Consider the following 25,111-nt stretch of genomic DNA (forward strand, 5'->3'; position numbering starts at 1 on the left):
ATATGTTACCTGCAAACATGAATGAACCGGGCAGTGCGGTTATTTGGGGTGTTCTCTTTAGGAATGAACTATGAATGAATTAAAAAGTGCTCCCTGGTTTCCCAAAAAGAAATATGGGATTGGTTGGGGGTTACCAAATACATGGCAAGGGTGGATCGTTCTCTTGATGTACATTTTTTTAACCATCATCGGTATTATATTTTTATCAAATTCATCTATTCAAATTTCTCTATTTTTGTTGTATTTTGCAGTTTTAACCCTTGCCTTTATTTTTGTGGTTTGGAAAAAAGGGGCCAATATAGGTACATGAAAGAGAACCATTGGCTGGAGTTGACCTGGGGCCACTGATCGGCCCTAAAAGCTTCGGCTTTGGATTTAGCTAAAACAATGAAAAATAGAGCAAATAATAAATCCTGAAAGTGTTGGATTTTTGTTTAAGGAATTTTATTAAACTGAAGTCATTTTATAAAAATTGGGGTGTGTTTCCCATGAACAGCACCTTGAATTGTAAATTTTTCAGAAGGGACTAATAAATTGAGTTATAAAAACAAAGATCTGTGTAGAATTAGGACAATAACCACTTTTTTATCCTTGGGTAAGGGCAAAGAAAGCTGGAAAAAAGAAGTCCTTAAAGCATCTCACTTTTGTTCGGACTTATCAAAAGAATTCAATAAAAATGATTATATAGTTCAGTCTGTCAGGATTGTCACCAATCCGTTTGGTGAGTATCTGAATACAAAAAATATAGAGAGTGCAAGAAAAGACCTGGCCTATCTGAGCAATTTATTAGATTCTTCGGATATGTCTGGAATCCGAATCAGGTTTGCTATTGGAGAAGCCAGGACCCAGCGTGAAATTGAGATGTTACCTGAATTGGTCAAGGAATTTGGGGATCTATGCAACGTATGTGTGAATGTCAATTTAGATGATTATGGTGTTCTTGACAACCAATTAATTGAGCAGGCATCTGAAGCCGTTGTAAAAATTAGTAAAATTACGCCAAGAGGAGAGGGAAACTTTAATTTCACTGTAAATTTCAATTGCGATCCGCTGATACCTTACTTCCCGGCAAGTTATCACAGAAAAGAACTTGGGAACCGATTTGTCATTGGTCTTGAAACACCAGATTTACTTGTCAACGTACTTAAGGAATTTAACCAACCCATTAATGCCCATAATCATAATGTCTTATTTAAGGGATACTATGATGTCATGAGCAACGCGCTTCAATATCATATATCAACAATCAAAAATATAATTGACCTGGTAGATATTGATAAGGCGTTCACTTTTTCTGGTTTTGACAGTTCAGCAGCTCCTTCTAAAAATTGCGCAAGTATGGTCGAGGTCTATGAACAGATGGGTGTTGAGTATTTTGGATCATCCGGCACGGTTGAAGCCTCATCATTATTAACAAAAGTATTTAAATCTATTAAAGATGTCGAACTTGTTGGTTTTTCCGGGCTTATGCTTGCGCTGACAGAAGATACAGGGCTTGCTCAAGGAACCATTAGTTCAAATTTTGATATCCGTTCACTATTAACCTACAGCTCGGTTTGTGGCATTGGTCTGGATACGGTGCCAATACCAGGTGATACACCCATAGATAAAATTTGTGCACTCATGAGAGATACCGGCACAATGGCATACCGTTTAAACAAGCCTTTAACCGTTCGGCTGTTTCCTGTCCCGGGATTGAAAGCAGGTGACATGACGGCTTTTGAAAGCGAGGATCTTTGCAATTGTGCCGTTCTGGCTGTCCCATAAATTTTACGGCGGCTAGCTGATCAGCATCGTGATTTATGGCCTTACATAACCAACGGGTGGGCAACAAAGAGTGTTTTTTATTAAAAAATGATAGAAAAAACTGTTTTTAAAATTATTGAACTGATTGCGGGAAATACCGATGAAATTTTTGCGTTTGTTAATGATATAAAAATCAAATATCCAAAATTGGATAACGACAAATTAGCAAAAAAGGTAGCGAATAAAATAAAGAGAAAATGCGCAATTCAAGGTGGATTGATGGCATTTCCCGGTGCAATTCCTGGCGTCGGATCCATGATTCAAGTGGGGATTTCAGTGTTCGATTTTTCCCAATTAATCAAAAATCAAGTTTATCTTATTTTTTCAATTGGATATTGTTATGGAATATCTGACACAGATAAACTTAAAACTGTAACCCTTAAATGCTTTGGTTCCATTTTAGGCATTGATACTGTAATTGGTAAAAACATGCTTGAAAACCTGTCAGACAAGGCGATAAGATTAATGATTAAAAAGTTACAAAAAGCATTGGTAAAAAAGTTTTTTTTAAATTTGATCGTAAAGCTCATTCCCTTTGGGATAGGTATCATATTGGCATCTATCTCACATTGGATTATTATCAGAAGGTTTCAATTTAGTTCTATCAAATTTTTCCACCTGCTAATTGAGCAGGATAAATCTTTACCTGAAACTAAAATAATATAACAAAGCACTTAACGCTCAATATGAGAGGCCCATATGATTCAAAATAAAAATGAATTCGGCCCGGACTATGCATCGGTTGAGGATGACAGGTTTAAAATCAAATACCGGGCGAGCTGCTACTGCAAGACAGTCCAATACGAAGTGTGCGCGGATCCTGTGGATGCAAAGATATGCCATTGTCTGGTCTGCAAAAAATTGCACGGTGCCCCCATGCAGTGGGCAGCCATATTCCATAAGCATGACGTCAGGATAATCACCGGTGTCGATCATCTGCATTTTTACAACAACGAGTTGAATAAGCACGAGCGCATTCTTCCCTGCAAAGTCAGCTGCGATGTATGCGGAACCCTGATTGCCGATGAAGGGCGGAGAATGTGGCTTGCCTTCCCCTCTCTTTTTGATTTCGGGCATGTTTCGAAAATTCCGGACAGCTTCAAGCCCAGTTGCCATTTATTCTACGGTATGCGGGTGTTTGATATGAATGATGATTTACCCAAGTGGTCAGGTCATAAAAATCATTCAGAACGGTTATTTTAAAATTAAAAACGAAATCATGCAAAGAGAAAACGACTATATTTTATTTCTTAAAGAAAATTTATAGACAAGGGCCTTACCCGTTTTTTCACAGGCATCCACACAATCGCCACAATTGGTACATTGGGCCAGGCTCCAGCCTTCTAGCCGTTTGGGGTCCAGATCCAGGGAACAGGCCTGCCTGCAGGGGAACGGTGCCTTGTTTGAAATACAGTTCTTTTGTTTAAAAATAATGGTAAGCCCAAAGGGGTTGAACCGTTTGACAACTGCCAGAAGAACCGATTGCGGACAAATCCAACGACACCACAAACGGGTTTGAAGTAGAAATTCCGCCAATAAAACGGCTCCCATAAACCAAATGGCAGGTGACAGGTATTTTTGTATAAAAAGATATTGAAAAATATTGGAATAGTGAAATGGCATTGACACCTGGTTTAAAATGGGTGCGTTGAAAAAAAACCAGAAAATCAGAAAACCTATGCAAAAAATTGCTGCCTTTACCCCCCTGTGTCAGGATAGATGTCGCCTCAATTGAAAATCAAACCCGGGGGCATTGAGGTGATTTTATGGTATACCCGATTCAAACAAAAGAGGCTGTGATAAAAAAAGTACTGATGGGTGGTAAACCTCATCATGAAATAGCAAGCGAAGCCGGTATCGGCCGGTCCACCTTGACTTACTGGCTTAAAAACCACAAAAAAAACGGAATCGAAAATTTGACTGACAAAGAAAAACGCCCCCAGGACTGGTCTGTAGAACAACGACTGAATGCTTTGATGGAAACAGGTGCCATGCCGGAAGGGGAGCGTGTTTCCTGGTGCCGTAAAAAAGGGATCTTTTCTCATCACCTTGAACAATGGAAAAAAGACATCCTCTCCTTGTTAACCCCGAACAAGGCCTCCCTTAGAGTCAAAGGGACTGCCCGGTTAAAGAAGGAGAATGCTGCTCTGAAAAAAGAGTTGAACCGCAAGGATAAAGCACTTGCCGAGACGGCAGCCCTGCTGGTTCTTAAAAAAAAAGCAAACTTTATCTGGGGGGATCCCAGGGACGATTGATCAGTGAAGGCGACAAAAAGACGGCGTTGATGCTGACCCAGGAGGCCTGTAAGGCTGGTGCACGAAAGCATCTGGCAGCAGAACTTCTGGGGCTGCCGCTTCGAACGGTGCAACGTTGGGAAAAGCATGGCTTTAATGATCACCGCAAAGGCTCCCGGGCTGTGCCTGGGAACAAGATATCCCAAAAAGAGAGGACACAAATCATGGATGTGCTGACATCCTCAGAATTTGGGGATTTCAATCCCCACCAAATTGTTCCCAAACTTGCAGATCAGGGCATCTATCTGGGCTCAGAAGCCACTATGTACAGAATTTTGAGAGAGCAGAAAATGAACAAACACCGCCTCTCAAGCAAGGCAGGAGCCCGCAAACGACCGGAGGCTTACATTGCCACAGGCCCCAATCAGGTATGGTCCTGGGATATCACATATTTACCGGCCCGGGTAAAAGGGCGTTTTTTCTACCTTTATATGATCATGGACGTCTACAGCCGCAAAGCAGTGGGATACCAGGTCTATGATTGTGAATCTGGAGAGCTGGCAGCCGCTCTGATTACAGACACCTGCCATCAAGAAAAAGTGCAAAAGAATCAGCTGGTTCTGCATTCTGATAACGGCGGGCCAATGAAAGCCTTTACCATGCTTGCAAAACTGGAGTCCCTGGGGGTAGCTCCATCGTTCAGCAGACCCAGGATCAGCAACGACAACCCTTATTCTGAGTCGCTGTTCCGGACCATGAAATATCGGCCGGAATACCCGGAACATCCCTTTGACGACTTGAACAGTGCCCGAAAATGGGCAGAAAAATTTTCCCAATGGTACAACAATGAGCATCTTCATAGCGGTATTGGCTTTGTAACCCCAGTAGACAGACATGACCGAAAAGATATTGAAATCCTTGAAAAACGTCATCAGGTCTATCTGGAGGCAAAGGCTTCTCACCCGGAACGCTGGACCGGGACTTCAAGAAATTGGAAGCACATTGGTGAAGTGGCTTTAAACAAGAGGAACAATTCACCAGGAAAAACAACTGATGGGAAAGAAACCGCAGATATTGTCTTTGCGGACCAGAAGACTTGATTTTATCTATAAAAGAGCAACAGTTTCTCATGGCCGAGAATGGGCATCCAAAAAAAACCCGTCGGAGGTCATGAGAAGGTGTTGCGGTAAGCACGATATTTTTTCTATGTTTAGGCGACAACTTGCTTGACATCTACCGTTACTGCAAATCCTCTTGTTTCAATTTTCCGCTTGCTAAATTTTTTGGGCCACATCCTGGAAGAAAAATAGTTTACAAGTTCTGACAACAATCCAAAGGGACAAATCCAGGAGCAAAAAATAGTACCCATAAAAAATGAAATGGCCAAAACCATTCCGGCACCTATCAAAAGCCCAATGGGCAGGTAATGATTCTTAAGGATTACCTGAAAAACAGCCAGAGGATCTGAAAATGTCAAACAGCTGACATGGATGTTTAAAAAATTTCCCCAAATAAAGTTGAACCCAGCCTGGTTCAGAATGGGAAGTATGATAAAAAGGGCAGCAACCCCTATCTGTATAACTCGCCGCCAAGTATGGATTTTCATCTTTTTAATTTTTCAGGCTCTCCCGCATTACTTTAAGGTCGTTTCTATATGCTTTGGCAAGCATATCCACATCAAGACTGTAGGCAACGCTGTCAAATCCTTTATTCATTAATTCAATAGAAGTATCCATATCACCTGAGTAAATAAAGACGGGTTTGTTTTTTGCGTGGCATGCAGTCTGTATTCTTTTGAGAGCCTGTTGGTATACCGGGTTGTCAAACTGGAGAGGTACTCCAAGAGAAATGGAAAGGTCATAGGGGCCGATAAAGATTCCATCAACACCCTCCACATCTACAACATCTTCTATTATTTCGAGGCACTCTACTGTTTCGCATTGTGGAATTACCATGACATTGTCATTACAGATTTTCATGAACGATTCAATGCCATCTGCGAAATTTTCATCATGTCCGAACTTGTTTGACCGTGTCGGCGCAAACCCCCTGTTGCCAAGGGGCGTAAATTTTGCGTAATTGACAAGTTGCTGAATTTGCTCCATGGTTCTGATCAGAGGGACAATCAATCCTTGAGCGCCAAGGTCAACAGTTCTCTGAATTTCTTTGTGATTGATATCTGAAATCCTGACAAAAGGCGTTAGATTTACATTTTCTGCTGCCCGGATCATGTCTGCCATGGTTTCAGTATCATAGGGACCATGTTCAGTGTCGATAATAACATAATCAATATCTGTATTTCCTAAACTTTCTATTCCATAAGTGCTGCTGGTGAATAGGAATGTGCCGATAACCTTTTCATTATTTTTTAGTTTTTCTTTTACGGTGTTTTTCATCTGATGCCTTCCTATTTTATTTTTGAGCAGAAAAATTTTCCCAGTTTGGTGATTGATTCTTCAATCAGTTCTTCTGCAGCGCCGCTGAAACTCATGCGGATACAGTTATTTCTGGTTTCATCCTTTTCGATGTAGAACCCTTCTCCTACACCATAAGTAATCTGTATCTCTTCAATTGCATCCTGCAGAAGTTCTTTGCCATCCAGTCCGTTTGGGAGTGTGACCCAGACATAATATCCGCCATCAGGGTCTGTTCGTTTTGTCCCATCAGGGAAAGATTCATCAATTTTCTGCAGCATCACATCTCTTCTTCCCTTGTAAATTTTACACAGCCGCTGCACATGATCGGGATAGTGTCCTCTTTTGAAAAATTCAGCACAGATAACCTGGGCAAAACCGTTAGTACAGGTGTCTGTCGCGGTTTTGATATCAACTAAATGATCTATTATGGGTTCATCAGCAAGAATATAGCCGAGCCGTGCCCCTGGTGAAAAAATTTTTGAAAGACTGCTTGCGTAAACGACATGGCCTGATCGATCAAATGCTTTGATCGGCGGCAGATTGTCCCCGCTGTAACGAATTTCTCTGTAGGGATCGTCTTCAAAGATGAGGACATCATATTGTTCTGCAAGCTCAACGATTTTTTTTCTTCTTTCCAAAGACATTGTAACACCGGTTGGATTTTGAAATGTCGGCATTGTATATATAAATACAGGATTGTACTGCTTTATCTTTTGTTCCAGTTCATCCAGGAGCAACCCATCTTCATCAATACTGCAGGGAATACATTCTATTTGAAACATTTCAAATATCATGGTGGCGTGAACAAATGTAGGGGATTCAACCAGGATCTTATCACCTGGATTGGTGACCAGCTGACAGAGAAGATTCATTGTCTGGATACCGCCGGCAGTGACCATGATTTCATTTAATTGTGCATCAACACGGTTTGGTTTCAAAAGGACGTCCCTGATTTGTTCCCGCAGGTCCGTGAGTCCAAGCGGGCTTCCATATCCCAGGGCCTCAAATGCCCGATTATCTTCCCTGAAAACATCCTGGGAAATTTTCCGGATCTGATCAACAGGGTATGCTTCTTTTGCAGGAGCCCCTCCACCAAAAGAGACAAGATCGTGTCTTGACATGGATTGAATAAGATTACGCATCGTCTGGGATCTGTATTTCATAAACTCAATTCTATCCGCTTTTTTCACCATTATATTTTCCCTTCAGCTTTTTTTATTACAAATAATATCATCTAGGACCAAGTTTTATTGTTGAAACACTATATTTAAAGGCTGAATTTTGTAAAGCAAAAAATATTTGAACTGGTTTTGAGTCGTACTCAACACATCACGAATATGCGCTTATTTTTGGATAGTGAGATAGAGAAGATAGGCAACCTGGAAAGTGGGGTGGTTCTTATAGGAGTCAACGCCATAGCTAAACGTTCAAGTCGACTGCGGCGCCTTAAATGCCGAGTAAATTTGCTCAACCTCCTGCAAGCAAACAAATGTGATTCAACCAGGGAAGCTGCACCAGAATGTGTATATCGAGCGATATAACCGGACGGTTTGTTATGATTGGTTGAATCAATACTTTTTTAGGAGTATTAAAGAAGTTCAAGATTATGCAAGGGGATGATTACCTTATAACTTCAAAATTTTTAGGGAGAAGCTGGCTGTATGGGCCCGTCAGAGACAAAAAATCAAATAGAAAATATTATCCTTATATCCGCTCCCTGGCCGCTTTTCAGCCGTCCATCCATTCAGCTCGGTGCACTGAAATCATATCTGAGGCAGGAGATTCCCGACCTTAAGGTGGAGACCCACCATTTCTATTTGAAATTAGCGGCTGCCATCGGCTATCCCCTCTATCATGAAATTTCCGAAAAAACCTGGCTGGCTGAATCCGTTTATGCGGCGCTCTTATATCCGGAGCGATTCGACCTTATTCAAACTCTGTTCTACAGGGAAGCAAAGGGCAACCCCCTGTCACTTAAGGTCGACTTCAAAGCCCTTACGCATAAGGCGGCAGAGGCTGCCGATGAATTTATCAGCAGCATCAACTGGGACCGCTTTGGTCTGGCAGGCTTTTCAATCTGTCTTTGTCAGCTCACCTCCTCTTTGTACTTCATCCGCTCCATAAAAAAAAAATTTCCAAAACTCGACATTGTAATCGGCGGTTCCATGTTTGCGGGAGATTCCATCAAGGATATTTTTACGGTATTCCCGGAAATCGATTTTGTCATTAACGGAGAAGGAGAACTACCGCTGTGCAGCCTGGTGCACCACTTAAGGAATTGTGCCGATCCTGAAAAGATCTCCCGCATCACGGGCCTTGTTACGTCACGCTCCTGCACAAGTAAAAAGCCGGTAACCTTTAACCAAATGGCAGACCTCAAGGATCTGCCCGTTCCGGATTATGATGACTATTTTCATTTGATGAAAACAGCTGCTCCGGATAATAATTTTTTCCCTACACTCCCGGCCGAAGCATCCCGGGGATGCCGGTGGCAGGCTTCCAATTCAGGGCATTCAGGCTGTGCTTTCTGCAATCTTAACCGTAACTGGCAGGGGTACCGGTGTAAAGGCCCGGAACAGGTATTCGGTGAAATCGATCATCTAACTTCAAAATATCGTACTCTTTCCGTGGCGTTCATGGACAACCTCATACCTTCAAAAACAGCCATGGAGATGTTTGATCAGCTGTCTGGATTGAAAAAAGATCTCAATCTTTTTTGTGAACTCAGGGCCACCACTCCGAAACGGGTACTGGAAAAAATGGGCTCTGCCGGCGTCAGCAATATCCAGATCGGTATCGAATCCCTCAGCTCCCGTTTGCTGAAAAAATTAAACAAGGGAACCACCGCCATCCAGAATCTGGAAATCATGAAGCACTGTGAAGGCTTAGGTATTGCCAACAATGCCAACCTGATACTCCATTTTCCCGGCAGTGATATCGAGGACATAAATGAAACCCTCCGGAACCTTGAGTTTGCTACCTTTTTCCGTCCCCCGGGGCTTGTGAATTTCTGGCTGGGACATGGAAGCAGTGTATATAACGATCCAGCGTCCTTTGGCGTCAAGGCAATTTTCAACCATCCCAATTATGCAAAAATATTCCCGGAAGATATTCACCGCCACATGACCTTTCTGATCCAGAGGTACCGCGGCGACATGAAATACCAGAAAAAACTGTGGCAGCCGGTTAAGCAAAAGGTTCATGACTGGGAAAAAACGTATACCCGGATTCATCGGATCGGAGGTGATACGCCGATTTTGAGTTATCGGGATGGAAGAGACTTTATGATCATCCGCCAGAAGCGGCTCTCAAAAGCCCCCTTTACCCATCGCATGGAAGGGCTCTCCAGAAAAGTGTACCTCTATTGCGGGCATCATCAGTCACTGGAAAAAATCCTTCATCATTTTCAGGGGCTGACCCAGGAGAAGGTGATGCCCTTTTTAAAAATGATGACGGATAAAAAATTGATGTTTGAAGAAAACGGCAAATATTTAAGCCTGGCAGTACCTTTACAAGGAGCTCATTGCATCTGACCCTGGCAAACCCGAAATGCAGATCCCCGCAGTCCAAACTTGGTGGGTAAAAAGATCTGGAAAAAAGGATTGAAGCATTTCTTATTAAAGGGGGTTATGTGAGTTGTAAAATGAATGTGATTCAAAAATATAAAGAGTTTGAGATTTATTTCCAGAATGCGGATCATATCGATGTTAAAACCATTGAGAGTGATGTCGATTTAAGAGGTTTTATTTCTGGAATGCTCTCTTACTACCCCTGGTGGATGGTTTTCCTATATAGATTCAGGGAGTTTTTTGTAAGTATCCTCGGGTTAGTTCGTCATGAAAAGCCAGAGACCTTGCCCTCAATAAAACCAGAGGATCTTTCCTTTAAACCTGGTGAAAATGCATCCTTTTTTATTGTGCGTGATGCAAAAGAGGATATGTACTGGATTTCAGAAACACCTGCAGATAAACACTTAACCGCTTTATTTGGTGTCATGGCAGAAAAATTAAATCAGAATCTTACAAGGTATCACGTATTCACATCTGTTAAGTATCTTCACTGGACTGGGCCGGTGTATTTCAACTTAATTCGACCTTTTCATCACATGGTTGTCTGGAGGATGATGAAGGCCGGTATAAGAAAACGCCAAATCACATAACGGCGCTTTTGCAGCGGAGCCCAAACAGCAGTGCCCGCTGAAGCTTTAGTAGCGCGGCCGCTCAACTTAACGTTTTTTCGCGTGGGGGTATAATTTTTCTATGCAACTAGGACATATGCCGTGAGAGAAGACCGCATCAGAGTGTTCGGAGACATATTCTTCAACATGGTTCCAATAGCCCATATCATCTCTGATTTTCTTACAATGGGCACAGATGGGGAGCATGCCGGTCAGTTGTTTTATCTCTGATATAGCCTGTTTTAATTCATTGGTACGTTCTTCAACTTTGTCTTCAAGTCGTTCATTCAATTCTTCGAGTTCATTTGAAAGAATTTCTTCCCGATTCAAAGAAAGACTGAATTTTTGCGCCAACATAATAGACTGGGCAACAAAATAGACAATCAAACCATATGGAAGCATTTGTTCGGTATTGATATAGTTGTTTACTGTGAGCATATCATTTAATGCAGCTAAAAAAGGAACTAGGAAAGCAAGAAGACTGATTAAAGCACCATCCAGATTCTTTTTTATCGCCTTGGTAAAAACAAAAAGAATATAAGCACAACCTGATAGTGCAGCAATATGATAGACACCAAGAAACAGGCTATGTATCTTGGCCGGGAAAAGTATAATTATAAAAGCAAACAATGCACCAAGAATGAGAAATCCCTTTACAATACGTTTATCAGAACACCCAGCAAAAAGATGGCGTTGGAAACTTATAAATAGTGGCGGCAATAATGCGACTGTAAGGAGATTTAGCTTCAGCAACACTTCCCACGACGGGTCAAAAAAATTATGGATGAGGATCTCGCCGGAAACCAGTGTTCGTAATGCTACGACCAGGCATACTATAGAAAAAAAGAGTGAAGACAATGATTTCCTTCGTTTAGTAAAAAGCCCGATATGGTATAGCCCCATGGTTAAAACAGAGGCAAATAAAAAGATATCCCAAAAGATGGCCATGTGCGTTCTGCTAAGTATCTTATCGGCAAGGCCAAAGTCGATTTTTCGCCAACCCCCTCCTAATGCATAGGAGAAGTTGGCAATTTGAAGTATAAACTCAATCCTGGTTTCATGGGGTTTGAAGGTGACGGTCTGGGGACGCCATTGGGGCTGGTACACGGATGGATTAGCACTAACGGTACCGTTGGTTGCCATTACATCACCGTTAACAAAGAGTGTATAAGCACTGAACATTTCAGGAACACGTAACCCAAGACTTTTGCCCACAAACGATTTGGGTATGTGAACCACCTTTCGTAGTGTTAGGAACCCGTTAGAAGGCAATGGTTGGCCGTTTATTTCAATATCATTCCAGAAGAAAGGAAAGGATTGTTTTGTGTCAAAAATGATTTTCTTGTCCTGAAGGTCCGCCGGATCTAAAAGTTTCTGCCAGTACAATTCCCAGTCTTGATCCAAATGGGTTATTTTTTCAAAATCCCTTGCTTCTATATTTATGGGAAACGTAAAGCATAGGAGCAATAAAATTAGTGTGATGAATTTTACCATCGTGCCAATCTCCGTAAAGAGGTTCAGTCAGAAGTTACGCGAACAGACAATTTTCCATTCACCAGAACAGGTTTAAAATAATGTTCTTTGGAGAGCGTGGTCTCTTGTTGCAAAAATTTAAGTTTATGGGAATCCGAAGAAAAACCTTTGGCTTCATGATCAATGACATCTTTTGAATTGGATTTTATGGTCGACTCCCAAAGATAGGTTTTATTGTTTTTAGCCTTGATGATCATGCTGACATGCGCCCAGGGGTTGCACTCCAGGTAATCTGTCACTCCATCAAAATCTGAATTGCCATGAAAAAGGATGATGTCACCTGTATTCAGACGATTCGTGAATTGATCAAAGGATAAAAGGATGGGGTAGTCAAGTTGGGGGATGTTTACATTGTGACAACAGGATGAAACCAGTAAAATGAGGATGGTGGTACTTAATTGGAAAAATATTGAAAATAAGAACTTGTTTTTTTAGATAAAACCAAAAAGGATCCTCCAGTCTCTGAAATATTACTGTCAATCCGATACAGATACCACAATGTTGTCTCTTTATCAGATTCAGGCGAATAAGGGCAAGGAGAAGTTTTATATCCCAGCCAACTCAGCTCAAACGTTAACCAGGAAGCCGCTCAACTTGGTATTGAAAAATTACACATGCAACATTTAAGTTATATGGCAAATTCAGTTTTAATCTGATATGAATAAATAATTATGCCTCTTTCATCTGCTATACTTATTGCTGACAACTCCGGGATGCTGCGATCCATGATCAAAAGGATACTTCATAGTGCCGGCTTTACACGCATCTTTGAAGCTGCGGACGGAAAACAGGTCTTAGATCTTCTCATGGAACAAAAGGTGGATCTGATCATATCCGGTATCAACATGCCAAAAGTCAATGGAATAGAGCTTTTAAGTGCCTTGAAAAACCACTCGAGCCTGAAGGTCATACCCTTTATTGCACTATTGTCAGACACACAGGGGCAAACCTATGATGATTTGATGGCTGCAAAGCCTGACGGATTTATCAAAAAGCCGTTTACCAATGAAGACCTAATCAATAAAGTTAACTCTATTTTAGGCAGCTTATAATTTCCTATTGAAAGGTAGCCGGAAACTGCGGGATATCTTTATTTTAAAATCGGAAACAACAACAGAAGTCCGATGGCCTTTGTGGGTCACAAAGGCCATAAATCAAAAGGAGCCCTGTTGTTAAATGTAGTGAAAACAAGTTATTAATAACCAAGAGGACAATTCAATGATTACATCAAAAATCAAAAGGATTTTATGTGTTGGATTTTAATTTTTGGCCTTAAGCGCATGCTCTAACAACGATGCTTTGTTAAGGCCGACAGGGAAAGCTGCTTTTGTTCCGAAATAATGGTCTGCCCCTGGATAAAATAGTCCATAAAATACGGAGAGTTTAACATGGGTAGATGGCGTCCTCCTATAGAAAAAGGTTCCAAGTATATCACCCCGGAAGGTGCACAAAAATTAACTGAAGAGGTTCAGTACTTGTGGAAAGTTGAGCGACCACAAGTGACCGATAGAGTTTCGAAAGCTGCCGCACAAGGTGATCGTAGCGAGAATGCCGAATACATTTATGGCAAGAAACGCTTGCGCGAAATTGATAGCAGGATTCGATTCTTAACGAACCGTCTCGACGGTATGACTGTGGTCAATCGTATTCCTGAGGATCAGGATAAAGCTTATTTTGGTGCTTTTGTTACCCTCGAGGATGAAGACGGGGAAGAGGTCGAATATCGTATCGTTGGGCCCGATGAGTTTAATGTTGTTGACGGAAACCTTAGTATGGATTCGCCCTTAGGTAAAGCAATGATAGGAAAACGAGTGGCGGATGAAATCAAGTTTTTTTCACCAAAAGGAGTGAAAGTTTTTTATATATCGAAAATTTGTTATAACGACTTAAAATAAACTTCTTTTTTAAAGAAATTATAAAATGGAACAGAATGCAATTTTTGCAGCAGCAAAATTTAATGATTACGCATGGATTAAAAACCTTTTATGTGGCAACAGTCCATCACGAATAGAGCTCGTAAGGGGTATGACAACAATGGGATACAATGGAACATATTCTTGAAATAATCCGCCAGACTCGGCGATGTCGTCCGGAAATTCTGGATGCTACGGAAAAAATGGCTGGTCTTGATATCACTGATTTTGAGGCGCTTTCCCGTGAGTGTATTGCAAATGGCGAGGATGCGGCACTGGGTATCTTGATGAATGTCTGTGCCGTTCGGCAGATCAAGCTGGACCCGGATCTTCTGGGCGATGTATTAAAGGTGATCGAGCCTGTTTCGGATTTTGGATCACTCTATCGATTCCAGGGGGCAGATGCAATTCCAGCGCTTCTTTCGGCGGCTGTGGATGAAGCTCTCTCCCACGAACGCCAGGTATATGCCGCATTTCTTGCCGCTGAGATGAGCGTTGTCCACGACTCTGATCGGCAACCGGTGAAGCGGGTGGTTCAGATCCTAGAGCAAACATCTGTTTACTCCCCCCCGATGGCTATGATGATCGCTACAACGCTCAATTTGCTCGGAGACCCGAAACCTGTCACAAAGGGATTTTTTACCCAAACGGATATTTTGGATTTGCTGCCTGATGAACCACCGCCCGTGGTCATCGGCAGCGGGCAGACAGTTCGCAGGCCGGTTCCAAAAATCGGCCGCAACGCTCCTTGTCATTGTGGAAGCGGGAAGAAATACAAGAAGTGCTGCATGGAATCGGATCAGCAACTAATCCGGGATGCCTCCTCCTATGAAGGGTTGACCCGGACACAAATACGTGACTCACCCCATCTTGTAGACGACGCTGGGATGATTGAGCAAATGCGTGCCTATGAGCTTAAAAAATTGGATCCCGCCCGATTGAACCCAACCCAGTTGCTGGCCGCATACCGGCGTTGCGATTTGTTCGGTTTGAGGGCCCAGGCGTTTGACATGCTAAAAGAACTCCACACACGACCGGACAATGACGATTTCGATCCCGGCCATTTCATTGATTTGATATTCTCCGCCCTGGATGCCGATGATATAGAGCTGGCACAAAAAATATATGACTACCATCCACCACCTGAGTCGTGGCCGGAACACCGCAGCATGGAAACTCAATTCAAATTGCTGCGGCAACGGCCATTGCTGGATGATATGGAGGATCAATTACGCAGTGAGTTGACACACACGGATTTACCAATGGAATCACTTTTGCTCCGACTGAGCTATGGTTTTGAAAAATCATTTCCTGGGTTGAGTATCGCCTTTGCCAGGGCCTACATTGCAGGTAATCCTGATAATTCCTTTGATAATGAAGTACTGATGAGCGTTATTCGCCGGGCACGAGCTGAAATTGACCTGGAAGCCTGGGATGATCCCATCGAAGACTATTTGGAATGGTGTTTCCAATCGGACTTGGAGGAAGCCGAAGAAAAGAAGATGTCACAAGCACTACAGGCACTCAACGAAAAACTGACAATTGCAAAGGACAGCATCCGCAAAGGGCAACATGAGCTGCAAGATAAGGAGAATCAGCTCGATGAACTGGCTGCCACACTCAAGCAGCAATCATCGCAGACGGTGCCAGCCGTACACAAAGGGCATAAGGTTCAAAACCAATCCCATACCGAGGACAAAGAAACGATTGCCCACCTGCGTAGTCGTGTCACATCCCTGAAGACTGAAATCGGCGCACAGCAGGAAAAACGGCAAGACTTGCGGAAGGAACTGCAGCAGGAACGGGAAAAATCGAGGAAACACAATTTTACATCGGCCGGTAAGGTTTCGAATCAGGAATCCACTTCCTTGCTCTCACCACCGCAAAAAGTTAACAAATTCTTAACACCTGATTTTACCCCGGCCTTTGTGCGTTCATGTGAAGAAATCCCAATCCCAATTCGAAATAAGGCGGTTAAGGCCGCCGCAGGTTTTGCCGTAAGTGATGAGCTCATCTGGCGAGAGACCAAACCCATTAAACGAATTGCCAACTGCTACCGGATTCGCATCAGCCGCAATTATCGTCTGCTGCTTCAGTGGAAGGCTGACAATGCACTTACAATACTTGAATGCATACATAGATCCGGTCTGGAAGCCTGGATACGCCGACACGCCAAATGATTTTTTAAAAAGCAAAATAGATGTCCCTCGCAATAATATAGATTGACTGAATTCTGCGCTTGCAGAGAATGAAAAATCGGTTAATGGTTTACAATTCAGAGAATAATCCATAGTTTTAATATCGTTATTATACGCTGACACTCTTTTAGGATAGGCCATGGATCTTTTGGTATTTACAGCTGGATTTGCGTTAATCGCTCTGGCATCAAAACAGATGGGGATAAGCCTGAGAAAAACAGGCCTTCCCCTGATCAGCGCGTTTTTGCTCACCGGAATCATTTCCGGGCCATACGTGTTGGGCATGATCACAAAAGAGGCTGTTGAAACCTTAGGATTCGTGGATGAAATCTCCCTGGGCTTCATCGCCTTTGCTGCTGGCGCTGAACTCTATTTAAAAGAACTGCGAAGCAAACTGCAAAGCATTGCCTGGATTACGGCTGGGCTGGTCACCTTTACATTTAGCCTTACGGCAATCACTTTTTATCTGATTTCAGCCCATATTCCCTTCATGGCGGAAATGTCGTCGGCCACAAAGGCGGCTGTGGCCATCCTGGCAGGCGCCATCCTTGTGGCCCGGTCTCCTTCGTCTGCCATCGCCATTGTGAATGAACTTCGCGCCAAAGGTCCGTTTACGCAGACGGCTCTCGGCGTTACCGTTATTATGGACGTCGTTGTCATTGTGCTATTCTCTGTTAATTCTTCAGTTGCAGATGCGCTGCTTACAGGGCTTCGGTTCAATCTTGGGTTTATTGCCCTCCTTGGCTTTGAAATAGGTGGTTCCTTGTTCCTAGGCTTTGTCGTGTCCAAGATCCTTTTAAGGATTATGCGAATACCGGCGCATCTCTTTTTAAAAACAACTTTCATCCTGGCAACAGGCTATCTTGTCTTTGTTTTGTCTGCAGGCATCCGACAGTATACCCATGACCGATTTATTGTGGAACTTTTGTTTGAACCGCTGTTAATATGCATGGTGGCCGGTTTTTTCATGTCCAATACAACGCGGTTCAGGACCGAATTTCTAAAAATACTCTATGAAATAGGCCCTCTTGTTTATATCACCTTTTTCACCCTGACCGGGGCCTCACTGTCACTGGATGTGCTGGCCGCCACGTGGCCGGTGGCCGTTGCCCTTTTCTTGGTACGAATGACCGCTATTTTCCTCGGATCTTTTGTCGGCGGGACCCTTGCCGGAAATCCAGTCAAAGCCAATTCGGTGAGCTGGATGGCCTATATTACCCAGGCAGGTGTGGGGTTGGGTCTTGCAAAAGACGTAGTGGTGGAGTTTCCTGACTTTGGCAGTCCTTTTGCCACCATTATTATCTCTGTCATCATCCTGAACCAGCTTGTGGGACCGCCCCTGTTCAAGTTTGTCATCAAATTAATGAAGGAAGATTATCCAAAGTCTGAAGGGGATTTGTTTGCGGGGGTAAAAAAAACCGTTATATTCGGTGCCGACGGCCAGGCATCAGCCCTATCGCTGTCCCTTGTTTCCCAGGGCTGGGAGGTAAAACTGGCCATGGATGGACAGGCAGCTTTGGCCAAAGATTTTGAGGATATAGAGGTGGATTATTTTTCACGGATCACCCGGGATGAACTGGAACGGATTGGATGCCACAAGGCCGGGGCGATCGTTACAATGCTATCGGATGAGCAAAATTATAAAATCTGTGAAATTGCCTATGAAAATTTTGGCAGCCAGACCCTGATTGCAAGGATAGACAACCGGTTTAATACAGCCAGATTTCAGTCTTTGGGAGTCTTGATAGTGGATCCATCCACGGCCATTGTGGGGCTTTTGGATCATTTCGTCCGGTCCCCGGCTGCTGCATCCCTTCTTATGGGGATGCACAAAGAAAGAAATGTCGTGGACTTGAGAATTCAGAATCCGGACCTGTCCGGTCTTGCTTTGAGGGATCTTCGCCTTCCGTTGGATTTGATTATTATGTCTGTCCGGCGAAGGGGGGTCCTGTTCGTACCCCACGGATTTACACGGCTTGAAGCCGGAGATCTGGTAACCGTTTTAGGTTCGAAAAATTCTATAGCAGAATTGGCATTACGATTTGATGTCGACCAGAAAGAAGCCATGCTCCAGATGGTGGAAAAAGCTGCTGCAAAAGAACTTAAAGATGACCTCCCCTTTCAAAAGGAGGTCAGGCAACTCATCAAATCCAAGGTGATGAGCCAGCCAGACCGATTTGATCTTCTTGTGGCCAAAAGTCAGGTCATGGATTTGAAAGAACAAATTGACAAGCATACCTTTTTCAAATTGGCCGCCGATGTCATGTCTGACCCTTTAGGGACATCTGCTGATGATCTTTTCCATCTGCTGACCAAACGAGAGGATGAGATGACCACTGTTCTTGCGCCAGGACTTGCTGTGCCCCATGTGATCCTGAACGGCCAGAAAAAGTTTTCTGTTCTCCTGGCCCGTTGCAAAAAGGGGATTGAGTTTTCATCTTCCCAGCCCCTTGTCTATGCTGCCTTTGTTCTGATTGGATCAAGGGATCAAAGAAACTTTCATCTCCAGGCGCTTTCGGCAATCGCCCAGATTGTAATGGAGCCCGGGTTTGAAAAAAAGTGGATGCGCGCAAAAGGTAAAAAAGCCTTAAAACAAATGATAATCACTGCAAAAAGACAACGGAGTGTCAATTTGTGATATTGTTCCATTAACAGACGCTGAATTGAAAACCAGACGGGTGATCAAAACCGGTGATTATGTTTGACAGTCGCTAAAAATTGGCGCAAACTTTGAATTATTTGTAAATGGACATGAGGCAGGAATATTAACCCACAATAGAAATGATTGGATATTTAATATGCACCTTAAAGATGAATTTCGAAAAATTGTTAAAAACCTGACAGCTCAATTTACCATACCACCCATCGAGAAAATCTTCTTTCCGCCCTTTTATAAAGGCGGCCAGCCCAAAGATGCCGAGTTTATGGCGATCAGCCTGGAAGGCGGAGCCGCAGGCCTCAGCTATATACTTTTGCCTGACAGCAAAGAACAGGCCTACACGAAATTGCAGCCTGAAAATTTTATCGGCCAAAATCCAATAGAATATGCGCTTGATTTCGGGACTATCAATCCGATCCGGCAGATGATCAGCCTGGCCTCCATCAACGCGATTTGTCAGCAGGTAATGCGGATGACGTGTTTCGAGGTAGATACCACCACCGATTCCCTGGGATTGCTGTCCATCTCAAAAAATGACCGGGTCGGCATGGTCGGTTTGTTCCACCCGTTGATTAAAACCATTCAAAAAACCGGTGCCCAACTGGTCGTTGTCGAGGAAAAAGCAGATCTGATTAAAAAATATCCTGACCTGCAGATAACGCTGGACCCTGCTGAACTCCAGGCCTGCAACAAGGTCCTGTGTACCGGTACGACGATTTTAAACAATTCTCTGGACAACATTCTGACCCATTGTTCCCAGGATGCGCTGATTTCAGTGGTCGGCCCCACGGTAGGATATTTTCCGGACCCGCTGTTTGCCCGTGGCGTCGATGTGGTGGGAGGCCGGGTGGTTAAAGACGGTGATATGTTAATCCAGCATCTTGAACAAAGAAAACGCTGGGGGGAGACCACCGAAAAAGTGTGCTTCCGTAAAGAGACCTACTCGGGTATCATTTAGTCTCCACACGGTCCGGATCAGTAATGGCCTTATTCTCTCAGGGAATGGCAGCGCATGGATGCTGAAAGAACAATGGACAAAAGACAGCCAGCAATACCGGTTAGTGTGGTATTATGTAGACAATCAATTTTGTGAAAAAAATCATTCCAATGAGTGCAACAGGGTAAACCGTGGCATAGGCAGTAGACGCATAGGGAGTATTGCTTATGGAAGTGGTTGCAGCAAGGCCGGGTGTACTTGTCATGCCCCCGGTAATCACTCCTAACATTCTTAAAAACGGGATCTTGAGAATTTTTATACAGACAAAACTGGAAATGATAAGCGGGAATATAGTAACAATGATTCCTGAGATCAAAAGGGGTAAGCCGAATTCTTTAATCGTGGTAACAATTGTCGCGCCTGCTGTTGTCCCGACTACTGAGAGAAAGAGATAAAGCCCTATATCCCGGATCAGGGAATTGGTTGCCGATGGCACAAACCATATGATTGTTCCTGTTTTTTTAAGGGCACTTAACACTAACCCTGCAACAAGAACACCTCCTGTTGTGCCGAGTTTTAAAGTGCCAATCCCAGGAATTGGAAGCGGTATTTGCCCGATCAGAAACCCTATAAAAATCCCTAAAAAAATAGAGATTACATTAACGGTATAAAGTTCGGAAATATTATTTCCCAGGTATTTCTGGATATTATTCAAGGACTTTTCCTGGCCTACCACATGGAAGATATCGCCTATGTTGATGCGGGTAGTGGCCTGGGCAGGGATGTCAAAGCCATTTCTTGTTATTCTTGATACCTGGACATTAAATGTCTCTCTTAAATTTAAAAACCCCAAGGTTTTACCTAAAATTTCTCGTTTTGTTACACTGATTCTTCTTTTTTTTAAGACGGAATTAAACTCAATCTCCCCCTCAATTTTTTCCCCGATATAGAGCATGATTTTTTTTAAATTTTCCTCAAGACCTACAACACGAAGGTGATCTCCTTTTTTGAGTATGGTTGTTTTATCGACCAGAATAGGTTCCTTTTCTCCTGCCCTTAATAGTCGTGTGATTGTAACAGGAACTATTTTATCAAGAAAAAGTTCATCTATTCGTTTACCAAACAAATTCGGATTTGTTACTTCAATATGCCTGAATGTCATGGGAAGATGGGTTTTTTCAAGTTCATCTTCTATTTTATGTTCCTCATTTATGACATTAACATTCATTATTTTAGATAAAACTTTTAGAAAAATAATGACCCCGATAACACCGAAGGTATAGGTAAGGCCATAGGCTGCTGCGGTCTCGCCGTTTTTTACCATCTCAACGGCCACGGCAAGCCCGGGAGTACTCGTAAGGGCTCCTGTAAAAAGACCTGCACATATGCTGTCATTGAATCCGAAAAACCAGGAGCAGAAAATAGAAGCGACGAACCCGCAAAAGACAATCACTGCCGCACCAATGCTGAGAGCTATCCCATTGGCCCTGAATGAAGATATGAAACCCGGTCCTGCCTGGATGCCTATTGAATAAATGAAAAGGACAAGGCCCAGGGTTTGGAAATCTTTTGGAAGCATATAGCCGAAATATCCAAATACAATTGCCACAAAAATGACTGCTGATGAATCAAATGAAAATGTTTTAACCTTGATTTTACCCAGGAGATATCCTGTTATTATTATTAATACCAATAGAAAGACCGAATTTGACAATAACCTCATGCTTTGTTCCTTGTAATATATAAAATAATTAAGGGTGCTTTATTTATAGAATTTTACATTAATGTCAATGTTTAATAAAGAAAAATGGTTTTGGAATCGACATAAATAGTAAATATCAGGTTACTATTAAAAAAGCCCGTTTTGGTAAGATTGTCCAAGGTATGCATTGTGGAGGCAAATACGTCTTTGACAAAGAGTCGTATTCATGATTTTATCTTTTAGGCAAAGAAACTGGGATGCGAATAGAAACTCCTGATGAGTTTGAGAGGCTTTGTTCTATGATACTTGGGGCACAAGGGGAATTACACCGTTCCAAGGTTGTTTATGTTTAGATTACTACAAAAAAAAAGGAGAACCGCTGATGAAGCGTATTTATGGAATTCTTGCTGTCTCGCTGTTTATGGCCTTTCTTGTTTCCGGCTGCGGTTCAGACGGCAGCAGTGAGGCCAAATCGATTATAAAACATCAAGCCAGCGTCACCGAAGGCTATGTAAATGGTCTGGTTGATGCGAAAAATGCTGAGGACGTCGTCAAGGCCATTGATCACTACACAGAAGGCATGAAGAAACTGATTCCTGAGCTAAGGGAATTTCAAGAAAAATATCCGGAATATAAACAAGGCCAAATGCCTGCAGGTATGGAAGCAGATTTTAAGCGGTTAGAAGCTGTGTCTGCGAAGATACCAGGAGCCATGATGAAGGTAACTACGTATATGATGGATGGTAAAGTACAGGCGGCCATGGCGAAGATGGGCGAGGAAATGGGTAAACTCCAATAGAATAAGCGAGGGGTGTTGGCCCTGAATGAAATAAACTCAAAGCGTAGAATACATAGTCAGGTCTTGAGTTATGAAAAATTTATGGTGCCTATTCAGGCCCAGTTCTTTTAATTTCTACTGTGGAGGCTCAACGTATGTTACGTTCCGATCAGTGCCTGTCTGGAAAGAAACTTCATTCCCACGGTTCAATCGTTCAATCTTAAAAAGATCGTGGTGGTCGGGATGGAGGCCCATGTATGTGTCCTGCAAACCTGCCTGGATCTCATGAAGTCTGGTTTTCAAGTACATCTGGTGGCAGATGCCGTGGCATCCCGTGCAGATGAGAACCGAGATATCGCAATTGATCTGCTGAAACAGGCGGGTGCTGTGATCAGCTCCACCGAGATTGTTATTTTTCAATGGGCGTTAAGAGCGAACACCGATGATTTTCGAAAAATTTTTGCCCATTGTCAAATAGTCAATGTTCTGACGATGCAAAAAGCCGCGCGGCTGATTAGCGGTTCATCGCGCCTGCGGCGCAATGAATGCCGAGAGGTTATATGATAAAATTTAACAAATAAAATACCATCAGGTGAGCCGTCAATTCTGGCGGTTGTTCGATGCGGTTTTTAATGATATATTATTAGATTCTTTTCTACTCTTCATGAACTGGTCTCTACTCTGGAGTTAAAATACCGACGGTGTCGGTTAACCTTAATCAAGGAGGACTTTATGGATCAAAAGGATCTAAAAAAATTACTGGCCGGTCTGAGCATTGCCGGGTTGGTAGCTGGAGCAACGCTGACTGGCTTTGGGTGCGCAACCGCCTGAAGTGCTGAGAAAAAGACCGGTGCAGGTAGCACCGAGACAGAGCAGACAGATGTACAGGAAAAACCCCCCGCAAAAAGTGGCTGAGGTTAGCATCAACAGTGCAGTCTGCACTGATTAACAATCTCCCGGGCTTTGCAACTTGCGAAGGTTTCAAAGCCCGGCATTTGAGATCCAGAAAGAAAAGGCATATCAACTTTATTTTTTTTCGATATTTTAATTCCTTATTTTAAAGGTAACCCTGAGCCGGACGTTTATGCACAAATTTTTCACAGACAGACTTCTAACGGATCGAAAAGCCTTTGCCGGAGTTCGGAGATATTTGGATGACAAACTATTTCAAGAAATTGCCCTTAAAACAAATTCAGTGGATTCATTTGTACAAATGGTCCGGGAAAATACTGAAAAATTCAATCTACCAGCCTACGTTCCCGAAATTGCTGCCATGGAAGGGCATGAATTCAAACTGACAAACCATTTAATTCCTGTGAATTTCTATTCAGACCATTGGATCATCAACCCTGGGCTGACAATTTTTTCAAATACCTGGAAACATCTGGCAGGACAGCTGGATAGAAACATTCATGGGTGTCAACTTGAACCTGTGGAAGGAAACGAGCAGGTCATGATCTGGCCAGTACCCAATGATGACAAATCAATGTCACGGCCCGTTACGAATGAAGATCTGTTGGTATTGAAGATGACCATGGAAAAAATGAACTCAAAACGGGTCGCCCAACTGGCAGACAAAAATATTGCCGAGATTAACAGTGCACTCCTTCAAGCCATGGAAGCAGGTATAATCTTGGGGCCACCATCTAAAATCGTTCGCACACACCCATTAGAAACCGCAAAAGTTTCTAACGAAGATGAGACGGTGTTCAAAACCTTCAGAACCTCCAGGGTATTTGCTTTGCAGTGGCACATTACCCAGGCTTGTGATCTTAGCTGTCGCCACTGTTATGACCGCACACACTCTGAACCATTGGACCTGTCCCAGGAAATTGCAATTCTTGACAGCCTGCACGATTTTTGCTCCACCCACAACCTTTTTGGACAGGTTTCCTTCACTGGAGGCAACCCCCTTTTGCATCCTCATTTTCATCGTCTTTACAGGGAAGCCTCAGATCGTGGTTTTTTCATTGGTATATTAGGCAACCCAACAACCCGTGATGAAATTGAGGCCCTGATCGCCATTCAGCAGCCTTCCTTTTACCAAGTCAGTCTGGAGGGGCTTGAACCACATAATGACTATATTCGAGGACCAGGACATTTTCAACGTGTAATGAATTTTCTGCAAATTCTAAAACAGACGGGGATTTATTCCAAAATTATGCTGACTCTGACCCGGGACAACCTGAACCAGGTTATCCCTCTGGGAGAGTTTCTCAAAGACAGCATCAACCTTTATACATTCAACCGTCTCTCATTAATGGGAGAGGGTGCCAATCTTGTCATGACTGAACCATGCTCTTACAATAACTTTCTTGAACAATATCTTGATGCTGCCAAAATCCATACAACCTTTGAACTGAAAGATAATTTATTCAACATCCTTCTCCACAAGGATCAATCCCCGCTGTTCGGAGGGTGCACTGGTTATGGATGTGGTGCCGCCTTTAATTTTATTAGTATTCTATCCACGGGGGAGGCGCATGCCTGTCGGAAGTTTCCTTCACCCATCGGCGATATTACCCGGCAGTCATTAACAGAAATTTATCATTCAGACATTGCAGATCGATACAGGAAAGGGCCTGACGAATGCAGCTCTTGCCAGCTTAATTTGGTCTGCAGGGGGTGTATGGCTTCTGCCTACAGTCATGGTTTGGATGTTTTTGTAAAAAAAGATCCTTATTGTTTTTTTGAAAATGAACACCACCTCTATTTAAAGCAACATTCCAACAGTTAGAGCTTGGAAAAAGGGGTCTA

Annotated in this window: 24 protein-coding genes and 1 pseudogene; 18 read left to right on the forward strand and 7 right to left on the reverse strand. The window is 43.0% G+C overall.

From position 1 onward, the window contains the following. Nucleotides 1-70: 70 nt before the first annotated feature. From ACZ45G_RS07140 to ACZ45G_RS07155, 4 genes are all read left to right on the forward strand, one after another. A complete protein-coding gene (locus ACZ45G_RS07140) occupies nt 71-310 on the forward strand; it encodes a hypothetical protein (RefSeq protein WP_464176454.1) in 240 nt (79 codons plus the stop codon). Between the two features lie 224 nt (nt 311-534). Then, the gene (locus tag ACZ45G_RS07145; RefSeq protein ID WP_464176456.1) at nt 535-1,767 is read left to right on the forward strand and encodes a DUF711 family protein; all 1,233 of its coding nucleotides are present in this window, start codon (nt 535-537) and stop codon (nt 1,765-1,767) included. A gap of 87 nt (nt 1,768-1,854) precedes the next feature. Further along, the gene (locus ACZ45G_RS07150) at nt 1,855-2,472 is read left to right on the forward strand and encodes a hypothetical protein (protein ID WP_464176458.1); all 618 of its coding nucleotides are present in this window, start codon (nt 1,855-1,857) and stop codon (nt 2,470-2,472) included. Nucleotides 2,473-2,505: 33 nt separating this feature from the next. Continuing rightward, a complete protein-coding gene (locus tag ACZ45G_RS07155) occupies nt 2,506-3,009 on the forward strand; it encodes a GFA family protein (protein WP_464176460.1) in 504 nt (167 codons plus the stop codon). A 33-nt stretch (nt 3,010-3,042) separates the two neighbouring features. Here the strand turns inward: ACZ45G_RS07155 and ACZ45G_RS07160 are convergent, their stop codons facing one another. Continuing rightward, entirely contained in the window at nt 3,043-3,342 is a 300-nt protein-coding gene (locus ACZ45G_RS07160; RefSeq protein WP_464176462.1) for a 4Fe-4S binding protein, read from the reverse strand. A 230-nt stretch (nt 3,343-3,572) separates the two neighbouring features. Here ACZ45G_RS07160 and ACZ45G_RS07165 point away from each other — a divergent pair, with 230 nt between their 5' ends. Together ACZ45G_RS07165 and ACZ45G_RS07170 are read left to right on the forward strand one after the other, a co-directional pair. After that, entirely contained in the window at nt 3,573-4,061 is a 489-nt protein-coding gene (locus ACZ45G_RS07165; protein WP_464174963.1) for a transposase, read from the forward strand. Then, nucleotides 4,058-5,140, forward strand: coding sequence for an IS3 family transposase (locus ACZ45G_RS07170; RefSeq protein WP_464174964.1), 1,083 nt, complete (start codon nt 4,058-4,060; stop codon nt 5,138-5,140). Before ACZ45G_RS07165 ends, ACZ45G_RS07170 begins: the two co-directional genes overlap by 4 nt. Before the next feature lie 110 nt (nt 5,141-5,250). Here the strand turns inward: ACZ45G_RS07170 and ACZ45G_RS07175 are convergent, their stop codons facing one another. Genes ACZ45G_RS07175 through ACZ45G_RS07185 form a run of 3 tightly spaced genes read right to left on the reverse strand, consistent with a single transcriptional unit; the run spans nt 5,251 to nt 7,650 of the window. Continuing rightward, nucleotides 5,251-5,646, reverse strand: a complete 396-nt coding sequence (locus ACZ45G_RS07175; protein ID WP_464176464.1) for a 4Fe-4S binding protein — start codon at nt 5,644-5,646, stop codon at nt 5,251-5,253. A gap of 4 nt (nt 5,647-5,650) precedes the next feature. Then, nucleotides 5,651-6,436 (reverse strand): HpcH/HpaI aldolase family protein, encoded by a 786-nt coding sequence (locus ACZ45G_RS07180; protein ID WP_464176466.1) that lies wholly within the window; start codon nt 6,434-6,436, stop codon nt 5,651-5,653. Nucleotides 6,437-6,447: 11 nt separating this feature from the next. Further along, nucleotides 6,448-7,650, reverse strand: a complete 1,203-nt coding sequence (locus ACZ45G_RS07185; protein WP_464176468.1) for an aminotransferase-like domain-containing protein — start codon at nt 7,648-7,650, stop codon at nt 6,448-6,450. A gap of 301 nt (nt 7,651-7,951) precedes the next feature. Here ACZ45G_RS07185 and ACZ45G_RS07190 point away from each other — a divergent pair. The 3 genes and pseudogenes from ACZ45G_RS07190 to ACZ45G_RS07200 all read left to right on the forward strand — a co-directional run. After that, nucleotides 7,952-8,068, forward strand: a pseudogene (locus tag ACZ45G_RS07190) (integrase core domain-containing protein); the annotation flags it as partial. Nucleotides 8,069-8,118: 50 nt separating this feature from the next. After that, nucleotides 8,119-9,990 carry a RiPP maturation radical SAM C-methyltransferase gene (locus ACZ45G_RS07195; protein WP_464176470.1) on the forward strand — a complete coding sequence of 624 codons (1,872 nt, stop codon included), beginning with the start codon at nt 8,119-8,121 and terminating at the stop codon, nt 9,988-9,990. 98 nt (nt 9,991-10,088) lie between these two features. After that, complete coding sequence (locus ACZ45G_RS07200) at nt 10,089-10,616, forward strand: DUF2867 domain-containing protein (protein ID WP_464176472.1); 528 nt, start codon at nt 10,089-10,091, stop codon at nt 10,614-10,616. Nucleotides 10,617-10,682: 66 nt separating this feature from the next. On the opposite strand, the gene ACZ45G_RS07205 is transcribed toward ACZ45G_RS07200, so the two are convergent. Further along, complete coding sequence (locus tag ACZ45G_RS07205) at nt 10,683-12,128, reverse strand: 7TM-DISM domain-containing protein (RefSeq protein WP_464176474.1); 1,446 nt, start codon at nt 12,126-12,128, stop codon at nt 10,683-10,685. Between the two features lie 23 nt (nt 12,129-12,151). Beyond that, on the reverse strand, nt 12,152-12,406 hold the full coding sequence (locus ACZ45G_RS07210) for a hypothetical protein (protein WP_464176476.1): 255 nt from the start codon (nt 12,404-12,406) through the stop codon (nt 12,152-12,154). A 432-nt stretch (nt 12,407-12,838) separates the two neighbouring features. Between ACZ45G_RS07210 and ACZ45G_RS07215 the strand changes: the two genes are divergently transcribed. From ACZ45G_RS07215 to ACZ45G_RS07235, 5 genes are all read left to right on the forward strand, one after another. Beyond that, nucleotides 12,839-13,219, forward strand: a complete 381-nt coding sequence (locus tag ACZ45G_RS07215) for a response regulator (protein WP_464176478.1) — start codon at nt 12,839-12,841, stop codon at nt 13,217-13,219. Nucleotides 13,220-13,555: 336 nt separating this feature from the next. Beyond that, nucleotides 13,556-14,062 carry a transcription elongation factor GreB gene (gene greB, locus ACZ45G_RS07220; RefSeq protein ID WP_464176480.1) on the forward strand — a complete coding sequence of 169 codons (507 nt, stop codon included), beginning with the start codon at nt 13,556-13,558 and terminating at the stop codon, nt 14,060-14,062. Nucleotides 14,063-14,211: 149 nt separating this feature from the next. Beyond that, complete coding sequence (locus ACZ45G_RS07225; RefSeq protein ID WP_464176482.1) at nt 14,212-16,260, forward strand: YecA family protein; 2,049 nt, start codon at nt 14,212-14,214, stop codon at nt 16,258-16,260. Between the two features lie 157 nt (nt 16,261-16,417). Next, complete coding sequence (locus ACZ45G_RS07230) at nt 16,418-18,916, forward strand: cation:proton antiporter domain-containing protein (protein ID WP_464176484.1); 2,499 nt, start codon at nt 16,418-16,420, stop codon at nt 18,914-18,916. Between the two features lie 160 nt (nt 18,917-19,076). Further along, nucleotides 19,077-19,895 (forward strand): Rossmann-like domain-containing protein, encoded by an 819-nt coding sequence (locus ACZ45G_RS07235; protein ID WP_464176486.1) that lies wholly within the window; start codon nt 19,077-19,079, stop codon nt 19,893-19,895. Nucleotides 19,896-19,995: 100 nt separating this feature from the next. Here ACZ45G_RS07235 and ACZ45G_RS07240 read toward each other — a convergent pair whose 3' ends face one another. Then, complete coding sequence (locus ACZ45G_RS07240) at nt 19,996-21,597, reverse strand: aspartate:alanine exchanger family transporter (RefSeq protein ID WP_464176488.1); 1,602 nt, start codon at nt 21,595-21,597, stop codon at nt 19,996-19,998. A gap of 361 nt (nt 21,598-21,958) precedes the next feature. Here ACZ45G_RS07240 and ACZ45G_RS07245 point away from each other — a divergent pair, with 361 nt between their 5' ends. From ACZ45G_RS07245 to sbtM, 4 genes are all read left to right on the forward strand, one after another. Then, nucleotides 21,959-22,375 (forward strand): hypothetical protein, encoded by a 417-nt coding sequence (locus ACZ45G_RS07245; protein ID WP_464176490.1) that lies wholly within the window; start codon nt 21,959-21,961, stop codon nt 22,373-22,375. Nucleotides 22,376-22,582: 207 nt separating this feature from the next. Then, nucleotides 22,583-22,918, forward strand: coding sequence for an isochorismatase family protein (locus tag ACZ45G_RS07250; protein ID WP_464179893.1), 336 nt, complete (start codon nt 22,583-22,585; stop codon nt 22,916-22,918). 168 nt (nt 22,919-23,086) lie between these two features. Next, complete coding sequence (sbtA, locus tag ACZ45G_RS07255; protein ID WP_464176492.1) at nt 23,087-23,185, forward strand: SbtA family thio(seleno)oxazole RiPP natural product precursor; 99 nt, start codon at nt 23,087-23,089, stop codon at nt 23,183-23,185. Nucleotides 23,186-23,438: 253 nt separating this feature from the next. Next, complete coding sequence (gene sbtM, locus ACZ45G_RS07260) at nt 23,439-25,091, forward strand: thio(seleno)oxazole modification radical SAM maturase SbtM (RefSeq protein ID WP_464176494.1); 1,653 nt, start codon at nt 23,439-23,441, stop codon at nt 25,089-25,091. The last annotated feature ends 20 nt before the right edge of the window (nt 25,092-25,111 follow it).

This window comes from Desulfoconvexum algidum (genome assembly GCF_055382125.1).

Excerpts from the sequence above, each read along its gene's own strand:
- ACZ45G_RS07230 (WP_464176484.1), top strand. The coding sequence starts at position 16,418 with ATGGATCTTTTGGTATTTACAGCTGGATTTGCGTTAATCGCTCTGGCA.
- ACZ45G_RS07215 (WP_464176478.1), top strand. The coding sequence starts at position 12,839 with ATGCCTCTTTCATCTGCTATACTTATTGCTGACAACTCCGGGATGCTG.
- greB (WP_464176480.1), top strand. The coding sequence starts at position 13,556 with ATGGGTAGATGGCGTCCTCCTATAGAAAAAGGTTCCAAGTATATCACC.
- ACZ45G_RS07205 (WP_464176474.1), bottom strand. The coding sequence starts at position 12,128 with ATGGTAAAATTCATCACACTAATTTTATTGCTCCTATGCTTTACGTTT.
- ACZ45G_RS07225 (WP_464176482.1), top strand. The coding sequence starts at position 14,212 with ATGGAACATATTCTTGAAATAATCCGCCAGACTCGGCGATGTCGTCCG.
- ACZ45G_RS07235 (WP_464176486.1), top strand. The coding sequence starts at position 19,077 with ATGCACCTTAAAGATGAATTTCGAAAAATTGTTAAAAACCTGACAGCT.
- ACZ45G_RS07240 (WP_464176488.1), bottom strand. The coding sequence starts at position 21,597 with ATGAGGTTATTGTCAAATTCGGTCTTTCTATTGGTATTAATAATAATA.
- ACZ45G_RS07195 (WP_464176470.1), top strand. The coding sequence starts at position 8,119 with ATGGGCCCGTCAGAGACAAAAAATCAAATAGAAAATATTATCCTTATA.
- ACZ45G_RS07155 (WP_464176460.1), top strand. The coding sequence starts at position 2,506 with ATGATTCAAAATAAAAATGAATTCGGCCCGGACTATGCATCGGTTGAG.
- ACZ45G_RS07185 (WP_464176468.1), bottom strand. The coding sequence starts at position 7,650 with ATGGTGAAAAAAGCGGATAGAATTGAGTTTATGAAATACAGATCCCAG.
- sbtA (WP_464176492.1), top strand. The coding sequence starts at position 23,087 with ATGGATCAAAAGGATCTAAAAAAATTACTGGCCGGTCTGAGCATTGCC.
- ACZ45G_RS07175 (WP_464176464.1), bottom strand. The coding sequence starts at position 5,646 with ATGAAAATCCATACTTGGCGGCGAGTTATACAGATAGGGGTTGCTGCC.
- ACZ45G_RS07140 (WP_464176454.1), top strand. The coding sequence starts at position 71 with ATGAATGAATTAAAAAGTGCTCCCTGGTTTCCCAAAAAGAAATATGGG.
- ACZ45G_RS07165 (WP_464174963.1), top strand. The coding sequence starts at position 3,573 with ATGGTATACCCGATTCAAACAAAAGAGGCTGTGATAAAAAAAGTACTG.
- ACZ45G_RS07150 (WP_464176458.1), top strand. The coding sequence starts at position 1,855 with ATGATAGAAAAAACTGTTTTTAAAATTATTGAACTGATTGCGGGAAAT.
- ACZ45G_RS07245 (WP_464176490.1), top strand. The coding sequence starts at position 21,959 with ATGAAGCGTATTTATGGAATTCTTGCTGTCTCGCTGTTTATGGCCTTT.
- sbtM (WP_464176494.1), top strand. The coding sequence starts at position 23,439 with ATGCACAAATTTTTCACAGACAGACTTCTAACGGATCGAAAAGCCTTT.
- ACZ45G_RS07180 (WP_464176466.1), bottom strand. The coding sequence starts at position 6,436 with ATGAAAAACACCGTAAAAGAAAAACTAAAAAATAATGAAAAGGTTATC.